This is a genomic window from Streptomyces sp. E2N166 (assembly GCF_003671715.1).
GTDB lineage: Bacteria > Actinomycetota > Actinomycetes > Streptomycetales > Streptomycetaceae > Streptomyces > Streptomyces thinghirensis.
In genome coordinates, this window is sequence record NZ_RAIF01000006.1 from 1,384,935 (window position 1) to 1,401,865 (window position 16,931).

The 16,931-nt window shown below is 70.1% G+C and carries 16 protein-coding genes and 1 pseudogene; 2 read left to right on the forward strand and 15 right to left on the reverse strand.

The window, feature by feature from the left end:
- The 6 genes from EBH09_RS06720 to EBH09_RS06745 form a co-directional block, all read right to left on the reverse strand.
- A partial coding sequence (locus EBH09_RS06720) for a WYL domain-containing protein (protein ID WP_153182616.1) occupies nt 1-947 on the reverse strand: 947 nt, incomplete at its 3' end.
- 18 nt (nt 948-965) lie between these two features.
- Nucleotides 966-1,943: a WYL domain-containing protein gene (locus EBH09_RS06725; protein ID WP_121746020.1), complete on the reverse strand. Its 978-nt coding sequence runs from the start codon at nt 1,941-1,943 to the stop codon at nt 966-968.
- Nucleotides 1,944-2,080: 137 nt separating this feature from the next.
- The gene (locus EBH09_RS06730) at nt 2,081-2,452 is read right to left on the reverse strand and encodes an FKBP-type peptidyl-prolyl cis-trans isomerase (protein WP_121746021.1); all 372 of its coding nucleotides are present in this window, start codon (nt 2,450-2,452) and stop codon (nt 2,081-2,083) included.
- A gap of 60 nt (nt 2,453-2,512) precedes the next feature.
- Nucleotides 2,513-3,514 (reverse strand): FKBP-type peptidyl-prolyl cis-trans isomerase, encoded by a 1,002-nt coding sequence (locus EBH09_RS06735; protein WP_121746022.1) that lies wholly within the window; start codon nt 3,512-3,514, stop codon nt 2,513-2,515.
- A 145-nt stretch (nt 3,515-3,659) separates the two neighbouring features.
- Nucleotides 3,660-5,021 carry a Pup--protein ligase gene (gene pafA / locus EBH09_RS06740; protein ID WP_109033662.1) on the reverse strand — a complete coding sequence of 454 codons (1,362 nt, stop codon included), beginning with the start codon at nt 5,019-5,021 and terminating at the stop codon, nt 3,660-3,662.
- A 9-nt stretch (nt 5,022-5,030) separates the two neighbouring features.
- The gene (locus tag EBH09_RS06745; RefSeq protein ID WP_121746023.1) at nt 5,031-6,290 is read right to left on the reverse strand and encodes an MFS transporter; all 1,260 of its coding nucleotides are present in this window, start codon (nt 6,288-6,290) and stop codon (nt 5,031-5,033) included.
- Nucleotides 6,291-6,397: 107 nt separating this feature from the next.
- On the opposite strand from EBH09_RS06745, the gene EBH09_RS06750 reads away from it, so the two are divergent.
- Nucleotides 6,398-7,414 carry a LacI family DNA-binding transcriptional regulator gene (locus EBH09_RS06750; protein WP_193776142.1) on the forward strand — a complete coding sequence of 339 codons (1,017 nt, stop codon included), beginning with the start codon at nt 6,398-6,400 and terminating at the stop codon, nt 7,412-7,414.
- 60 nt (nt 7,415-7,474) lie between these two features.
- Here EBH09_RS06750 and prcA read toward each other — a convergent pair whose 3' ends face one another.
- From prcA to arc, 6 genes and pseudogenes are all read right to left on the reverse strand, one after another.
- Nucleotides 7,475-8,251 carry a proteasome subunit alpha gene (prcA, locus tag EBH09_RS06755; protein ID WP_121746025.1) on the reverse strand — a complete coding sequence of 259 codons (777 nt, stop codon included), beginning with the start codon at nt 8,249-8,251 and terminating at the stop codon, nt 7,475-7,477.
- 59 nt (nt 8,252-8,310) lie between these two features.
- Nucleotides 8,311-9,156, reverse strand: a complete 846-nt coding sequence (gene prcB / locus EBH09_RS06760; RefSeq protein ID WP_121746026.1) for a proteasome subunit beta — start codon at nt 9,154-9,156, stop codon at nt 8,311-8,313.
- A pseudogene (locus EBH09_RS38635) lies at nt 9,108-9,233 on the reverse strand (recombination endonuclease VII); the annotation flags it as partial. The pseudogene EBH09_RS38635 and the gene prcB, both read right to left, overlap by 49 nt.
- A gap of 150 nt (nt 9,234-9,383) precedes the next feature.
- The gene (locus EBH09_RS06770) at nt 9,384-9,602 is read right to left on the reverse strand and encodes a ubiquitin-like protein Pup (protein WP_121746027.1); all 219 of its coding nucleotides are present in this window, start codon (nt 9,600-9,602) and stop codon (nt 9,384-9,386) included.
- Nucleotides 9,603-9,780: 178 nt separating this feature from the next.
- Nucleotides 9,781-11,292 carry a depupylase/deamidase Dop gene (dop, locus tag EBH09_RS06775; protein WP_345635130.1) on the reverse strand — a complete coding sequence of 504 codons (1,512 nt, stop codon included), beginning with the start codon at nt 11,290-11,292 and terminating at the stop codon, nt 9,781-9,783.
- Between the two features lie 232 nt (nt 11,293-11,524).
- Nucleotides 11,525-13,291 (reverse strand): proteasome ATPase, encoded by a 1,767-nt coding sequence (gene arc / locus EBH09_RS06780; protein ID WP_121746029.1) that lies wholly within the window; start codon nt 13,289-13,291, stop codon nt 11,525-11,527.
- Between the two features lie 245 nt (nt 13,292-13,536).
- Here arc and EBH09_RS06790 point away from each other — a divergent pair, with 245 nt between their 5' ends.
- Entirely contained in the window at nt 13,537-13,842 is a 306-nt protein-coding gene (locus EBH09_RS06790; protein WP_121746031.1) for a ferredoxin, read from the forward strand.
- 73 nt (nt 13,843-13,915) lie between these two features.
- On the opposite strand, the gene EBH09_RS06795 is transcribed toward EBH09_RS06790, so the two are convergent.
- The 3 genes from EBH09_RS06795 to EBH09_RS06805 all read right to left on the reverse strand — a co-directional run.
- Nucleotides 13,916-14,494: a hypothetical protein gene (locus EBH09_RS06795; RefSeq protein ID WP_121746032.1), complete on the reverse strand. Its 579-nt coding sequence runs from the start codon at nt 14,492-14,494 to the stop codon at nt 13,916-13,918.
- A 249-nt stretch (nt 14,495-14,743) separates the two neighbouring features.
- Complete coding sequence (locus tag EBH09_RS06800; RefSeq protein WP_053128315.1) at nt 14,744-15,646, reverse strand: tRNA (adenine-N1)-methyltransferase; 903 nt, start codon at nt 15,644-15,646, stop codon at nt 14,744-14,746.
- A gap of 73 nt (nt 15,647-15,719) precedes the next feature.
- The coding region (locus EBH09_RS06805; RefSeq protein WP_238697198.1) for a site-2 protease family protein at nt 15,720-16,931 on the reverse strand (1,212 nt) is incomplete at its 5' end.

The window sequence follows — 16,931 nt, forward strand, 5'->3', positions numbered from 1 at the left end:
GCCCGGCGGGCGCTGTCGGCGAGCTCGGGCGGGGAGACGATGCGGCCGTCCCGCCCGAGCCGCAGCGCCAGCCGCCGCAGGGACGCGGGGTCGGGGGTGCGCAGCGTGATGCGCAGCCCTCCGTCGGCGAGCTCGTCCGCGCTGTCGTGCGGGTAGTACTCGGCGACCCAGCGCCCGCCCGGGCCGACCTCCACGACGACCTCCGGGTCCTCGGCGGCGGGCTGCACCAGTCCTTCCGACAGGTCCCGCAGCTCCACCTCGGGCGGCGCGGACGGCTCGTCCAGGATGCGGATCTCGGCGACCCGGTCGAGCCGGAAGGTGCGCCGGGCCTCGGAGCGGCGGCACCAGGCCTCCACGTACGTGTGCCCGACGCTGACCAGGCGGATGGGGTCGATCTCGCGCTCGGTGACCTCGTCGCGGGCCGGTGAGTAGTAGCGGATCCACAGCCGGCGGCGCTCCGAGATCGCCCGGTCGACGTCGGCGAAGACGCCGCCCTCCGACTCGAAGGTGACGGACAGGCGCGAGCTGGCGCCCGCGGCCTCGCCGGCCGAGGTCTCCACCTTGGCGGTCGCCCGCAGCAGTGCCTGCCGGTCGCTCTCGCGCAGGCCGGGCAGGGTCGCCACGGCCCGGGCGGCGACGAGCAGCGCGGTGGCCTCGTCGGCGGCCAGCCGCAGCGGCTCGGCGGCGTCCGCGCCGAGCGCGGCCGGGTTGTGCCACCAGATGCGCTCGCCGTCGGTGTCGATGTCGAGCAGGTCCCCGCCGCGGAAGCTGGTGCCGCACATGGGCAGCACGTCGAGGTCGGAGACCAGCTCGTCCTCGGTGATGCCGAAGGCGCGCGCGACGTCCTCGACCCGGGCGCCGGGGCGCTCCCGCAGATACGTCACCAGGGACAGCATCCGTCGGGTCTGGTCGATGGCGTTCACTGGCCTGACCGGTTTGCCTGCCACTGTGTTGTCCGCTCCCCCTCAGCCCTTGGCGACGGCACGCAGCCGGTCCACCACGTCCGCACGCAACTCCGCGGGCTCCAGCACCACCACGTCCGGTCCGAACTCGACCAGCCAGGCGTCCAGACCGTGCCCGTACGGAATCTCCAACTCGTCCCAGCCGCCACCGAGTTCCCGGACCCCGGTGGCCTTCGCACGAAGGGGGTATCCCGCGCCCGTACGCAGCCGGATCAGCGCGGAACGGTCGGCGGTCTCCCCCGCCCAGCTCGCGACGGTCTCACGGACCGTGACGACGTCGGGCACGGGCGCGGTGAACCGCGCGCCGCGCGAGCGCACCCGGCCCGTGATCCGGGACAGCCGGAAGACCCGCTCGGCACCGCGGTCGCGGTCGAAGCCGGCCAGGTACCAGTGGCCGCGCCAGCACTCCAGCGCCCAGGGCTCCACGTGCCGGGGCTCGGGCTGGGCGGCGTTGGCCTTGCGGTAGTCGAAGAGGACCGGCCGCCGGTCCCGGCAGGCCAGCATCAGCGGCTCGAACGCGGCCTCGTGCACCGGGATGCGCGGCTCCAGGGCGCTGTGCGCCTCGTACGGGTCGACGTCCTCGGGCAGCCCGGCCGCGCGCAGTTTCTGCAGCGCGCCGCTCGCGGCACCGGCCAGCCGGGCCTGCTGCCACACCTTGGCGGCGAGGCCCAGCGCGGCGGCCTCCTCGGCGTCCAGGGTGATGGGCGGCAGGCGGTTGCTGTCGCGGCGGGCCAGGTAGCCGACCTCGCCGTCGAGGCTCTCGACGGTCTCGATGACCAGCCCGAGTTCCCGCAGGTCGTCCTTGTCCCGCTCGAACATGCGGTTGAAGGAGTCGTCGGACCCCGCCGCGCCCTGGCCCGGCCTGGAGGCCTCGACGTAAGCCTCGATGGAGTCACGCAGCTCACGCTTGCTGAGTGGCCGCCGGGTCCCGAGCAGACACAGCGCCAGGTTCATCAGCCGCTCGGCCTTGGCAATGGCCATCGACGCCCTTCTCCCTATGGTGCTTACGACGGATGACCGTACCGCCCCGCGGTGGCCCGGCAAAAGCCGAGGGCCCATGCCCGGACAGGCATGGACCCCAGGTGACCGGCTCTGATCGATGTCCGCTCGGACTTCGATCAGACTCCGAGCAGATCGACCACGAAGATCAGCGTCGAGCCGGGCGGAATCGCCGGGGTCGGGCTCTGGTCGCCGTAGGCGAGGTGCGCGGGGATGGTCAGCTGGCGGCGGCCGCCGACCTTCATGCCCTGCACGCCCTGGTCCCAGCCCGCGATGACGCGGCCGCCGCCGAGCGGGAAGCGGAACGGCGTACCGCGGTTCCAGCTGGCGTCGAACTCCTCGCCCGTGCTGAAGGTCACGCCCACGTAGTGGACGGTCACGGTCTGACCGGCCTGCGCAACCGGGCCGTCGCCCTCCCAGATGTCCTTGATCTCGAGGTCCGCCGGGGGCTCGCCGCCCGGGAAGTCGACCTCGGGCTTGTCGATGCTCACGTGTTCAGCTCCTGCTTGTCTGCGGAAAGGCAACGGCCCAAGTCTTACATCTCGAAGGCGTCACATCTTCGCCAGGATGTCGACGGAGAACACCAGCGTGGAGTCCTTCTCGATGCCGCTGCCCTCCGGCGGGCTGTCGCCGTACCCCAGGTCCGGCGGGATGACGATGAGGACGCGGCTGCCGACCTTCTTGCCGGTCAGACCCTGCGACCAGCCCTTGACGACCTGCTGGAGCGAGAACGACGTCAGCTGCTTCCTGCCGTACGTCGAGTCGAACTCCTTGCCGCCGTCCCAGACCACGCCCTTGTACTGCACGAGCACGCTGTCCTCGGCGCCGACCTCCACGCCGTCGCCCTCGAGGACGTACTCCGCCACGAGCTTCTTCGGCGCGTCGGCCTTCGGCAGCTCGATGGAGGGCGCCTTGCCGTCGGTGTTGGTGCCGACCTTGGGCAGGGCGGCGTCGTCCTGGGGGACTTCCTTGCCCTTGGCGGAGCTCTTGGCGTTGAAGGTGTCCTGCACGTCGACCACGAAGACCAGCGTGTCGGAGCCCTTGATACCCGCCTGCTCGTTGCCCTGCTCGCCGTATCCCCAGGTGGGCGGTACGGAGAACTGGACGCGGCTGCCGGTCTTCTTGCCGGCGAGCGCGTACCGCCAGCCGTCGATGATGCTGCCCTGGGAGAGCTGGATGACCAGCGGGGTCTTGCGGTCGTAGGAGTTGTCGAAGACCTTCGCGCTCTCCCAGATCTGGCCAAGGTAGTTCGCCGACACGAAGTCGTTCTCCGCGATGGCCTTGCCGCCACCTGCGACGACCGTCTTGACCGCGAGGTCCTTGGACGGCTCGCCGCTGCCCTTGGCGACGGTCGGCTTCTCGTCGAACTTCGTCCCCGCGGTGATCGCCGGCAACGGACCGTCCACGATCTTCGGCGGCGGCGGTGCCGACGTACCCGACGCCTCGGGCGTCGCGCTGTCGCCGGTGCTGCTCGAGCCGGAGTCGTCGTCACCGCATGCGGCGAGCGTGACCAGTCCGGCGGGGACGGCGATGAGGAGTGAGCGTCGGCGCACGGTGGGGGCCTCGTATCGGTGTCGGTCGGTCCTGTTGAAGTGCGCGCAACTCTACGGCGTGAGAAGGGCACCGTACGGCTAACGTACGGTGCCCGTGTGGCGTTCCGCCCTTTCGTGCGGAAACGCGTGTCTCACCTCGGCCGGCTCACATCCCGGCGATCAGCTTCTCCACCCGGTCGTCCACCGAACGGAACGGGTCCTTGCACAACACGGTGCGCTGCGCCTGGTCGTTGAGCTTGAGGTGGACCCAGTCGACTGTGAAGTCCCGGCGCTGCTCCTGGGCCCGTCGGATGAAGTCGCCGCGCAGCCGGGCCCGAGTGGTCTGCGGCGGAACGGACTTGCCCTCGAAGATCTTCAGGTCGTTGGCGACCCGGGCGGCCTGGCCCTTCTTCTCGAGCAGGTAGTACAGGCCACGGCGGCGGTGGATGTCGTGGTAGGCGAGGTCTATCTGCGCGACCCGCGGGTGCGACATGGTCATGTTGTGCTTGGCCCGGTACCGCTCCAGGAGCTTGTACTTCATGACCCAGTCGATCTCGGTGTCGATGCGGTCGAGGTCCTCGGCCTCGATCGCGTCCAGTGTGCGGCCCCACAGCTCCAGCACCCGCTCGACGGTGCCGGTGCGGATGCCGCGGCGCTCGCAGAAGTCCACGGCCTTCTCGTAGTACTCCCGCTGCACCTCCAGCGCGGACGCCTCGCGGCCACTGGCCAGGCGTACCTTCCGGCGCCCGGTGATGTCGTGGCTCACCTCGCGGATCGCCCGGATCGGGTTCTCCAGGGTGAGGTCGCGCATCACCGTGCCCGCCTCGATCATGCGCAGCACCAGGTCGGTGGCTCCGACCTTGAGCAGCATGGTCGTCTCGGACATGTTCGAGTCGCCCACGATGACGTGCAGGCGCCGGTAGCGCTCGGCGTCGGCGTGCGGCTCGTCGCGGGTGTTGATGATGGGCCGGGAGCGGGTGGTCGCCGAGGAGACGCCCTCCCAGATGTGCTCGGCCCGCTGACTGACGCAGTACACGGCACCGCGCGGCGTCTGCAGCACCTTGCCGGCGCCGCACAGCAGCTGCCTGGTCACCAGGAACGGAATAAGGATGTCCGCGAGCCGCGAGAACTCCCCGTGCCGGGCCACGAGGTAATTCTCGTGGCAGCCGTAGGAGTTGCCGGCGGAGTCGGTGTTGTTCTTGAAGAGGTAGACGTCGCCCGCGATTCCCTCCTCGTGCAGGCGTCGTTCGGCGTCCACCAGGAGTCCTTCGAGAATGCGCTCGCCCGCTTTGTCGTGGGTGACGAGTTCGGTCACGTTGTCACATTCGGGTGTGGCGTATTCCGGATGTGATCCCACGTCGAGATAGAGGCGGGCCCCGTTGCGCAGAAAGACATTGCTGCTGCGGCCCCATGACACGACACGGCGGAAGAGGTACCGCGCCACCTCGTCAGGCGACAGGCGGCGCTGTCCCCTGAACGTGCACGTGACGCCGTACTCGTTCTCCAGCCCGAAAATGCGGCGGTCCATGACTGAACATTACGCCTGATGACCCGAACTGAAACGGGGTTCGACGGCACGGTTTGGATCATTTTCCGATGAAGCCGCAACCACCGCTCCCCTGGCGGGAGCAGCGAGGACCCGACCCGTGCACGCCAGCACGAGCAGGGACACGGTCCCTGCCGCGCCGGGCAGCGCGAAGCCCCACAGCACCCCGCCGTGATCCACGACGGTCCCCGCGAGGCCCGTACCCACCGAGGCGCCCACGGTGAACGTCGTCACCAGCCACGAGAACGCCTCCGTCACCGTGCCGCGCGGCGCGTGCAGGTCGACGAGGACGAACGCGCAGGCGATGCACGGTGCGAGGAAGACGCCCGCGAGCACCGTGAGCAGCACCATGGCGACGGCGCCCGGCATCATCAGCAGGGGCAGGTAACACACCGCCAGCAGGGCCACCAGCACGCCCAGTCGGCGCGCGGGATCGCCGGTCCACCGCCGGGCCCCGTAGACGGCCCCGCCGACGAGCGCTCCGAGCCCCAGGGCGGCCATCAGCCAGCCGTAGACGGCGTCGCCGCCGTGCTCGTCCGCGTACGGCACGGAGGCGACGGTGATGGACCCGAGCGCCATGCCGATGAACAGGAAGGCGCCCAGCAGCGCGAGCAGCCCGGACGAGCGCAGCGCGCCCAGCCAGTGCGCCTCGCGCGGCGCCGACCGCCACGCGCGCGAGGGGGGCGACAGCACCACGGACAAGGCGCCCAGCACACCCACCGCGTTCAGCGCGAGCAGGGCGACCGTCGGCGACCACAGCGACACGCACACCGTCACGAGCAGCGGCCCGACGGTGAACATGACCTCCTGCGCGACGGCGTCCATGGCGTACGCCGTGTGCACTTGGTCCTCCTTGCGCAGCACGCTCGGCCACAGCGCCCGCAGCCCGCCCTCCAGCGGGGGCGTGAACAGCCCCGCGGCCCCCACGGCCGCGTACGCGAGCGCGACCGTCCCGGTGCCCGTGAAGGCGAACACGGCCATGGCCAGGCCCGACAGCACGGCGGCCGGCAGCTGCACCCGCGGCTGCCCGTGCAGGTCCACGAGCCGCCCGAGCACGGGCTGGCCCACGGCGTTGGCGACCCCGTACACGGCGGCCAGCGCTCCCGCGAGGCTGTAGGAACCGCCCTCGGCCCGCACGAACAGTACGATCGCGATCGCCGCGGTGGCGTTGGGCAGCCTCCCCACGAGCGTGCCGACGAGCAGCCTGACGGCATGCCGCGCCCGAAGAATGTCCAGGTACCCGGCGACCACGACCCACCCCCTTCTCCGAACCGACCACTGAGGTTTTACGTATAACGTCCGTCGCCATACGTACCATGTCGCCTGTTCACGAGTCCAGACGAAAGCGCAGGCGAACGGTGGCACGAGGCAGCACCCGCCCCACGAGCCGGGACGTCGCCCAGGCCGCCGGCGTCTCCCAGGCAGCGGTGTCCCTGGTCCTCGGCCACAAGTGGCGCGGCCGCGTTTCGGAGCCGACGGCCCAGCGGGTCCGGGAGGCCGCGCACGAACTGGGTTACCGCCCGAACCTGGCCGCCCGCAACCTGCGCCTCGGCCGCACGCGCACGGTGCTGCTGGTCGTCCCCGCGCTGACCACGGAGTTCTTCGCCGAGGTGTACACGGGCGCCGCGCGGGTCGCCGCCGAGCACGGCTTCGGGGTGGTCCTGTATCCCTCCCCCGAGGGCGTCGGCCCGGCCCGGGACCCCTTCGCCTCGGCCCAGGCCGCCCTGGACGGTGTCATCGCGTCCTCGATGGCGGCCGACGCGCTCAGCGCGATCCGGGGCGACCAGCTTCCCCTGGTCATGCTGGACAGCGACCCGGAGGGCAGCCTCGGCGCCGCGACGGTCAACCTGGACATCGCCGACGGCATCCGCCAGGTCGCGGAGCACCTTCTGTCCCTCGGCCACCGCCGCTTCCTCCACCTCGCGGCGGACGTCCCGTCCTGGACCTTCGAAGTGCGCGCCCGGGAACTGGCCACACGGCTGGCCGCCGCCCCCGGCACCGGCCTGCGCACGGTCCACGCCCCCATCTCCATCGAGGGCGCCCAGAGGGCCGCGGAGGCCGCGCTCGCCGCTCCGGGGCCCCGGCCCACGGCGCTGGTCTGCGACGACGACAAACTCGCCGCCGGCGCCTACAAGGCGGCCCGGCGGGCCGGGCTCCGCGTCCCCGACGACCTCTCGGTCACCGGTCTGGACGACCTCGGCCTCGCCACGGCCATCGACCCCGAGCTGACGACCGTACGCCTGGACGCGGAACTCTTCGGTGAGCGCGGAATGCGCGCCCTGCTGGCGGTCATGGAGGGACAGGCGCCCGAGGAGGGCGACATCCCGGTGCACCTGGTCGTACGGGGCTCCACGGCACCGCCACCGCAAGACTGAGCGGCGCCGGGGCACAGGGCACCCGGCGCCGCGCGAAGGCTTCTGTGCGGCGGCTGTCCGCTACTCCTCGCCCTTGTCCCCGCCCTCGTCCTCGTCCGGCAGGGGGAGGTCGTCAGTGTCGGCGGCTCCCGCCGCCGCTCCCGACTCCAGCAGTCGCGACAGTTGCGCCCCCACGATCCGCTTGAACTTCCGCTTCTGGGGACGCGTGCGGTCCAGCACCGCCACTTCAAGCCGCTCCGCCGGGATCTCCCGCTCGCTGCCGTTCGTGTCGCGGGACAGCGACTGCACGGCCAGCTTCAGCGCCTCGGCCAGCGTCATGCCGTCCCGGTGCCGCTGGTCCAGGTAGCCGCTGATCTGCTCGGCGTTGCCCCCGACCGCGACCGAGCCGTGCTCGTCCACGATCGAGCCGTCGTGCGGCAGCCGGTAGATCTGGTCCCCGTCGGCGCTGTCGCCGACCTCGGCGACGACCAACTCCACCTCGTACGGCTTCTCGGCCTGGCTGGAGAAGATCGTGCCCAGTGTCTGGGCGTACACGTTGGCCAGGCCGCGAGCCGTCACATCGTCACGGTCGTACGTGTAGCCGCGCAGGTCGGCGTAGCGCACGCCACCGATCCGCAGGTTCTCGTACTCGTTGTACTTGCCGGCGGCCGCGAAGCCGATCCGGTCGTAGATCTCGCTGAACTTGTGCAGCGCGCGGGACGGGTTCTCGCCGACGAACACGATGCCGTCGGCGTACTGCAGCACGACCAGGCTGCGGCCACGGGCGATGCCCTTGCGGGCGTACTCCGCCCGGTCGGCCATGGCCTGCTGGGGTGAGACATAGAACGGCGTCGACACCGGTTATCCATCCCTTTCTGGAGACGTCACTGGACCACCTGACAACACGGCCGCCCCCGCTACAGCAGCGCGGCCCGCGGACCGTCGGGGTGTTCGAGCCGCCGCTCCAGCACCGCCCGGGCGAGCGCCGAGCCCTCGTCCTCGCTCAGCCGGCGGAAGCCGTCCTCGGTGATCACAGTGATGATCGGGTAGATCCGGCGGGCGACATCGGGACCACCGGTCGCCGAGTCGTCGTCTGCCGCGTCGTACAGCGCCTGGACCACGAGCGTCGTGGCCTGCTCCTCGGTCAGGTCCTCGCGGAAGAGCTTCTTCATCGCGCCCCGGGCGAAGATCGAACCCGATCCGGTGGTCGCGTAGTTCTGCTCCTCGGAGCGCCCGCCCGTCACGTCGTACGAGAAGATGCGGCCCCTGCCCCGGTCCACGTCGTACCCGGCGAACAGCGGCACCACGGCCAGCCCCTGCATCGCCATGCCCAGGTTGGACCGGATCATCGTGGACAGGCGGTTGGCCTTGCCCTCCAGGGACAGCTGGGCCCCCTCGACCTTCTCGAAGTGCTCCAGCTCCAGCTGGAACAGCTTCACCATCTCCACGGCCAGTCCCGCCGTGCCGGCGATGCCCACCGCCGAGTACTCGTCGGCCGGGAAGACCTTCTCGATGTCCCGCTGAGCGATCATGTTGCCCATGGTGGCCCGCCGGTCACCGGCGAGGACGACACCGCCGGGGAACGTCACCGCCACGATCGTGGTGCCGTGCGGCGCCTCGATCACACCCTGCACCGGCGGCAGCTGCCGGTTGCCCGGGAGCATCTCCGGCTGGTGCTCGCCGAGGAAATCCATGAACGAAGAGGACCCAGGCGTCAGGAAGGCAGCTGGTAGACGCCCGGTGCTACGAGTGTTGGCTTCCACGCGATTCCTTCCACGTATGCGACAGCTATGCCACGGACCCTACCCGGCTGCGGGCAGTGATCCACATACTCGGCGGGAACCACGGAACGAACACCCCGGCCCCCGTCTCGGGCCACGCGCGGCACGGTTTCCCACCGCACCGCGCGCGACTCCTCACGTTCTGCTCATCCGCCCCTCATGCGGCCCGCGAGCCCGTGAAGCGAAGGAGAAGCAGGCCTTCGGCAGGCCTACTGGCCACCCTTCTGCACGAAGGACCGCACGAAGTCCTCCGCGTTCTCCTCGAGGACGTCGTCGATCTCGTCCAGGACGGAGTCCACGTCGTCGTTCAGCTTCTCCTGGCGCTCCTTGAGGTCCTCGGAAGCCTGCGCGTCCTGCGCCTGCTCCTCGACCTCCTCGGTGGAACGCGTGGCCTTCTGCTGCCCGCCGCCGCTGTCCTTGGTCGCCATAACCCTCACCCCGCTCGGTTCGCCCGACACAGTTGCTCGGTCAAGATCAGACCCTACAAGCCGGGTCCGACATCGGCCCCGCAGTTTCCTCAACGTACGGGTGCCACCTCGATGGTTCCCGGACCCGGCTGTTTCCACCCTGTCCGGCCGATTCCTCCCGTGTACCCGCTCGGCCCGGTCACCCGCCCGACAACACCTTGACCAGGTCTTCCGCGGTGCGGCAGCGGTCCAGGAGCTCCTTGACGTGATTACGCGTTCCGCGAAGCGGTTCAAGGGTTGGCACCCGCTGGAGCGAGTCCCGGCCCGGCAGATCGAAGATCACCGAGTCCCAGGAGGCCGCTGCGACGTCGTCCGCGTACTGCTCCAGACAGCGCCCGCGGAAGTACGCGCGCGTGTCCTCCGGCGGCTTCGTGCGGGCCCGTTCGACCTCCGTCTCGTCCAGCAGCCGCTTGATGCGGCCGCGGTCCACCAGTCGGTTGTACAGGCCCTTGTCGGGCCGTACATCGGCGTACTGGAGGTCCACGAGGTGCAGCCGGGCCGCGTCCCAGTCCAGGTCGTCGCGGCGGCGGTAGCCCTCCATGAGCTCCCGCTTGGCCACCCAGTCCAGCTCGCCGGCCAGGCTCATCGGGTCGTTCTCGAGCCGGTTGAGGGTGTCCTCCCAGCGGCCCAGGACGTCCTTGGTCTGGTCGTCGACGTCCGCGCCGTACCGTTCCTCGACGTACTTGCGGGCCAGCTCGTAGTACTCCATCTGGAGCTGCACCGCGGTCAGTGTCCGGCCGCTGCGCAGCGTGACCAGGCGCTTCAGCGACGGGTCGTGCGAGACCTGGTGGAGTGTGCGCACCGGCTGGTCCACGGCCAGGTCGACGGCGATGAACCCGTCCTCGATCATCGACAGCACCAGGGCCGTCGTACCCAGCTTCAGATAGGTCGAGATCTCCGACAGGTTCGCGTCGCCGATGATCACGTGCAGTCGCCGGTACTTCTCGGCGTCCGCGTGCGGTTCGTCGCGCGTGTTGATGATGGGCCGCTTCAGCGTCGTCTCGAGGCCCACCTCGACCTCGAAGTAGTCCGCGCGCTGACTCAGCTGGAAGCCGTGCTCGTGCCCGTCCTGGCCGATGCCGACGCGGCCGGCGCCGGTGAAGACCTGGCGGGAGACGAAGAAGGGCGTCAGGTGGCGCACGATGTCCGAGAAGGCGGTCTCCCGCTTCATCAGGTAGTTCTCGTGCGTGCCGTAGGAGGCGCCCTTGTTGTCGGTGTTGTTCTTGTAGAGGTGGATCGGCTGGGCACCGGGCAGCTGGGCGGCCCGCTCGGCGGCCTCGGCCATGATCCGCTCGCCGGCCTTGTCCCACAGCACGGCGTCCCGCGGATTGGTGACCTCCGGAGCGCTGTACTCGGGGTGGGCGTGGTCGACGTAGAGCCGTGCCCCGTTGGTCAGGATCACATTGGCCAGGCCGATGTCCTCGTCGGTGAGCTGGCTGGAGTCGGCGGACTCGCGGGCGAGGTCGAAGCCCCGCGCGTCCCGCAGCGGATTCTCCTCCTCGAAGTCCCAGCGGGCCCGGCGAGCCCGGTGCATCGCCGCCGCGTAGGCGTTGACGATCTGGGACGAGGTGAGCATGGCATTGGCGTTCGGGTGGCCGGGGACGGAGATCCCGTACTCCGTCTCGATGCCCATTACTCGCCGTACGGTCATGCGGCCCTCCTTGCCCGGCGGCGCCCGTCGTGGGCACCGCTCAAGTACCGCTGGCGCTCCGATGCGTATGCGGTGCCCGTCCCCGCACTGCGCGACTCGGCGGTACGGAAGAGCCTAGAACGCCTTTGCGCTGGTGGGGAGATCATTTGCGGCATTGCCTTGCTCCAGTCGGGGCTCCGGAAAACAGTCGGCTGCGGGTACCCGCTGAGGGCACCCGCAGCCGCCCCGCCTTTTACAGGTACTGACCGGTGTTCGCCACCGTGTCGATGGAGCGTCCGGTGTCCGCGCCCTGCTTTCCGGTGACGAGCGTACGGATGTAAACGATCCGCTCGCCCTTCTTTCCGGAGATCCGGGCCCAGTCGTCCGGGTTGGTGGTGTTGGGCAGGTCCTCGTTCTCCTTGAACTCGTCCACGCAGGCCTGGAGGAGGTGGGAGACGCGAAGGCCCTTCTGGTTCGCTTCCAGGAAGTCCTTGATCGCCATTTTCTTGGCGCGGCCCACGATATTCTCGATCATGGCGCCGGAATTGAAGTCCTTGAAGTAGAGGACTTCCTTGTCGCCATTGGCGTAGGTGACCTCCAGGAAGCGGTTCTCCTCGGATTCGGCGTACATCTGTTCCACCGCGGTCTGGATCATGCTCTGGACGGTGGCCGCCCTGTCCTTCTCGTGCTCCGTGAGGTCGTCCACGTGGAGCGGGAGGCGCTCGGTGAGGTACTTGCCGAAGATGTCCTTGGCCGCCTCCGCGTCCGGACGCTCGATCTTGATCTTCACGTCGAGCCGGCCGGGCCGCAGGATGGCGGGGTCGATCATGTCCTCACGGTTGGAGGCACCGATCACGACCACGTTCTGCAGGCCCTCCACACCGTCGATCTCGGCGAGCAGCTGCGGGACGATGGTGTTCTCCACGTCCGAGCTGACACCGGAGCCACGGGTGCGGAAGAGGGACTCCATCTCGTCGAAGAAGACGATGACAGGGGTACCCTCGCTGGCCTTCTCACGGGCCCGCTGGAAGACCAGGCGGATCTGCCGCTCGGTCTCACCGACGTACTTGTTGAGCAGCTCGGGACCCTTGATGTTGAGGAAGAAGCTCTTGCCGGCGGCCTGGCCGGTCACCTCGGCGACCTTCTTGGCCAGCGAATTGGCGACCGCCTTGGCGATGAGCGTCTTGCCGCATCCGGGAGGCCCGTAGAGCAGGACGCCCTTTGGCGGACGCAGCTCGTGCTCCCGGAACAGGTCGGGGTAGAGATAGGGGAGCTCGACCGCGTCGCGGATGGCCTCGATCTGTCCGCCGAGGCCACCGATCTGCTCGTAGCCGATGTCGGGGACCTCTTCGAGGACGAGTTCCTCGACCTCGCTCTTGGGAACGACCTCGTAGACATAGCCGGAGCGGGGTTCGAGCAGGAGTGCGTCGCCGGGGCGGATGTTGATCCCGCGCAACGGCTCCGCGAGGCGCACCACCCGCTCCTCGTCGGTGTGCCCGAGCACCAGGGCTCGCTCGCCGTCCTCGAGGACCTCCTTGAGGGTGACGATGTCACCGACGCTCTCGTACTCCATGGCCTCGACCACGTTGAGAGCTTCGTTGAGCATCAGTTCCTGGCCGCGCCTGAGCTCGTCGAGCTCGACGCTCGGGCTGACGTTCACCCGTAGCTTGCGGCCGCCGGTGAAGATGTCTGCGGTGCCGTCCTCGTTCGCCTGCAGGAAGACACCGAAGCCCGCCGGTGGCTGGGCCAGCCGGTCGACCTCTTCCTTGAGGGCCACGATCTGGTCGCGGGCCTCGCGGAGTGTTCCGGCGAGTCGTTCGTTCTGGGCGGACACGCCGGCCAGGTTGGTCTGCAGCTCGACAATCCGCTCTTCGAGAATTCTCGTGTGCCGCGGAGATTCGGCGAGCTTGCGTCGCAGGACGGCGATCTCCTGCTCAAGGTAGGCCACCTGCCCGGCCGGGTCCTCGGACCCGCGTCCCGGGCGGATGCCGCGGTTCATGTCGTCGTCGTGGGCTGCCACGGTCCTCACCTCCTCCAAGGGGAGCTGGACGCTTCCAGACCCTACCTGGGTGGGTGTCGATTGAAACCCCTAGATCACAAAGACTGTCGGGGTGTGTCCGATCTTCACCCTTGCGCTCTCCCTCACGCCAGGGGAATACCCACGGAACGTGAGTGGAACCCAGCCGGAGGTAGGGTCGAAGCGTTCAACACCCGTCAGAGCTGGCCGGATTCCCGAACGGCTCGGCGCAGGAAACGGCAGGAGAGATGACCGTGCAGCAGGAGGCCGGAGTCGACGGCGAGGCGCTGGAGGTCTGGATCGATCAGGACCTGTGTACCGGCGACGGCATCTGCGCCCAGTACGCGCCCGAGGTGTTCGAGCTGGACATCGACGGTCTGGCCTACGTCAAGGGCGCGGACGACGAGCTTCTGCAGGCCGCCGGAGCGACAACGCCCGTGCCGTTGCCACTTCTCACGGACGTGGTCGACTCCGCGAAGGAGTGTCCGGGCGAGTGCATCCACGTACGTCGCGTTTCGGACAGGGCCGAGGTCTACGGCCCGGACGCACAGTGACCGAACCGTGACTCAATCCGTACGCTCCGTGACCACTGTCTGATGTGTCACACCATCCGCCGCAGGGCCGCGGTCATACGGTCCGCGCCTGGGACGGCGTGTCGCGGACGAAAGCACCGTTCTCCCACTGCCACTTCACGTCTTCCGTGACGTCCGGGCAGCAACTGGGCACATCGGCCGTCGAGTAGCCGAGAAGCGTGGCGCGGACGGTGCCGCCGCGCACCGCGAGGTCGGTGACCGTCCGGCGGTCCCGGGGGTTCACGAGGGTGGCCACGACGCGGGGCTTGCCGCCGTCCGCGTCCCGCGTGATGACGTACACCCCGTCGGGCGGTGTCCCCATGGGCGCGTCGCAGTGCACGACGGCCACCGTCTCGGGCCGGCCGTCGCCGTCGAGGTCGCCGGCGGCCTTCTTCTGCACGACCGCCTCGACCGGACCGCACTCCAGCGGAAAGGCGACGGCCGCCGGATCTGGCGGGGCCCCGTGCGCCGGGGCGTTCTTCGTCTCGGGGGCGGCGGTCTGCGCCGCCGTCGCGGCGTCGGGCTGAAGGACCGAGGAGAGGGCCACCACGCCGGCTAGGGCCGTGGCGGTGGCGACCCAGTGGATCGGGCGGGCGTGGGTGTGTGACAGATCCGGAACGGCGGGGTGCTGCACGAGGAGTGTCTCCTGTGAGGGCTGTGCCGGCGGGGGGGGTGGCCAGCATCGTGCCACACGTCACAGTGCGGGGGAACGGCGGGGTGGGTACTCGCTCGGGCCGCGCCGTTCCGCCTCGTCTCCGGGTTCGGCCGCGGGGCCCGGTCAAGCCGCGGGCTCCGGTCAACGCGAAAGCGCCGTGGTGGACTTCCCGAAAGGGCTCGGGAACTCCACCACGGCGCCTCTACGTTGATCGCGGCACGGGCCGCCTCAGCGGCCGGAGCCTCCGCCGGCGTTGGGGCCGTCGTAGTCCTCGCCGTAGGCGCCCTTGGCGGGGCGGCGGCGGCGCATGGGCGGCTCGACGCCGTCCGCGAGGCGGCGGGCGGTCAGCAGGAAGCCGGTGTGGCCGATCATCCGGTGGTCCGGGCGGACGGCCAGGCCCTCGACGTGCCAGTTGCGGATCATCGTCTCCCAGGAGGTCGGCTCGTTGAAGCAGCCGATCTCGCGGATGGACTCGACGGTCCTGGCGAGCTGGGTCGTCGTCGCGACGTAGCAGCACAGGATGCCGCCGGGCACGAGCGCCTTCTTGACGACGTCCAGGCACTCCCAGGGGGCGAGCATGTCGAGGATGACGCGGTCGACGTCGGTGTCGGACAGGTTGTCCTGGAGGTCGCCGACGGTGAGCTGCCAGGCGGGGTGCGGGCCGCCGAAGTAGCGCTCCACGTTCTGCTGGGCGATCTCGGCGAAATCCTCGCGGCGCTCGTAGGAGTGCAGCATGCCCTGGTCGCCGATGGCGCGCAGCAGGAAGCTGCTGAGGGAGCCGGAGCCCACACCGGCCTCCACGACGCGTGCGCCGGGGAAGATGTCGGCGAAGGCGAGGATCTGCCCCGCGTCCTTCGGGTAGACGACGGCTGCCCCGCGGGGCATGGACAGGACGTAGTCGGGGAGCAGGGGGCGCAGCGCGAGGTAGGCGACGTTCCCGGTGGTGCGGACAACGCTGCCCTCGGGAGCACCGATCAGTTCGTCGTGGGGGAAGGAACCCTTGTGGGTGTGGAAGTTCTTCCCGGCCTCGAGCGTGAACGTGTAGTGGCGGCCCTTGGGGTCGGTCAGCTGAACCTGGTCCCCGACCTTGAAGGGCCCGCGCCTGCGGGCGGCACCGGTCGGTTCGGACATGTGACCAGCCTACCGGTCCCCGGCGGGGCCGCCGACCACGCCGGTGATCAAGGCCGGTGGTCGGGGCCGGTGGTCAGGAGGGGCGGGCCATGGCCTTGACGAAGGCCCGCTCGACGTCGGCCGCGGACAGCACGCCGTAGATCTCGCCGGTCTCCTCGACCACCAGGTACTCGGTGGCCGGGTTGGCGCGCAGGGCGTCCAGGAGTTCCTCGCCGGACAGTTCGGCCGACAGGCGCATGCCGTCGGTGAGGTCCTGGGCGAGGGTGCTGACCGGCACCCAGGGGCGCCGGTGCTCGGGTACGCCGACGATGGCGGCCTCGCGGACCAGCGAGACGGGGGTGCCGTCGCCGTCGACGACGACCAGGGCGCGGGCCCCGGAGGCGTTGGCGCGGCGCAGCGCCTCGGAGAGCGGGGTGTCGGCCGGGACGGGGACGGCACGCCTGGTGAGGGCGCGGGCGCGCAGCTCCGGGAGGTGTTCGCGCAGGCGGGCCATGCGCAGGCTGTTCCCGGCGCCGGTCCAGATGATCGCGGCGAGGATCGCGGCGAGCAGGGCGTCCAGGACGGTGTCCATGCCGACGTCGTCCGCGGCGCCGGAACCGAGGGACTGGGTGAGCAGCGGCAGGCCGACCAGCACGGCGATGGCGAGGGCCCGGCCGACCCAGGCGGCGGCGATCGTGCCGTGCATCGGCTTGCCGGTGATCTTCCAGACGACGGCGCGGAGCATCCGGCCGCCGTCCAGGGGGAGGCCGGGCAGCAGGTTGAAGGCGGCCACGAGGAGGTTGGACACCATCAGGCCGGCCAGCAGGACGCCGGGGACACTGTCGGGCTCGACGGGCAGCAGGGCGGCGTAGAAGACGCCGGCGAGGACGAGGGAGAGCAGGGGGCCGACGAAGGCCAGCACGAACTCGCGGCCGGGGGTCTCGGCCTCCTTCTCGATCTCGGAGACGCCGCCGAAGAACTGGAGCTGGATGCGGCGGACCGGGAGCTTGAAGCGGAGGGCGGCGACGGTGTGGGCCAGCTCGTGGACGAGGACGGAGGCGTAGAAGGCGACCGCGAAGAAGAGGGAGACCAGGTAGCGGGCGGCGCCCAGCTCGGGCAGCACGCGGTCGAGCTGACCGCCGAACACCCAGGTGATCAGGGCGGCGACCAGGAACCAGCTCGGCGCGACGTACACGGGCACACCGAAGGGCCTGCCCATCAGCAGCCCGCCTCCGGGCTCCGGCTTCCGCTGGGGGGGCCGGCCGGGACCCGGACCGACCTTGGAGCGGGCCTCGCGACCGTCGCG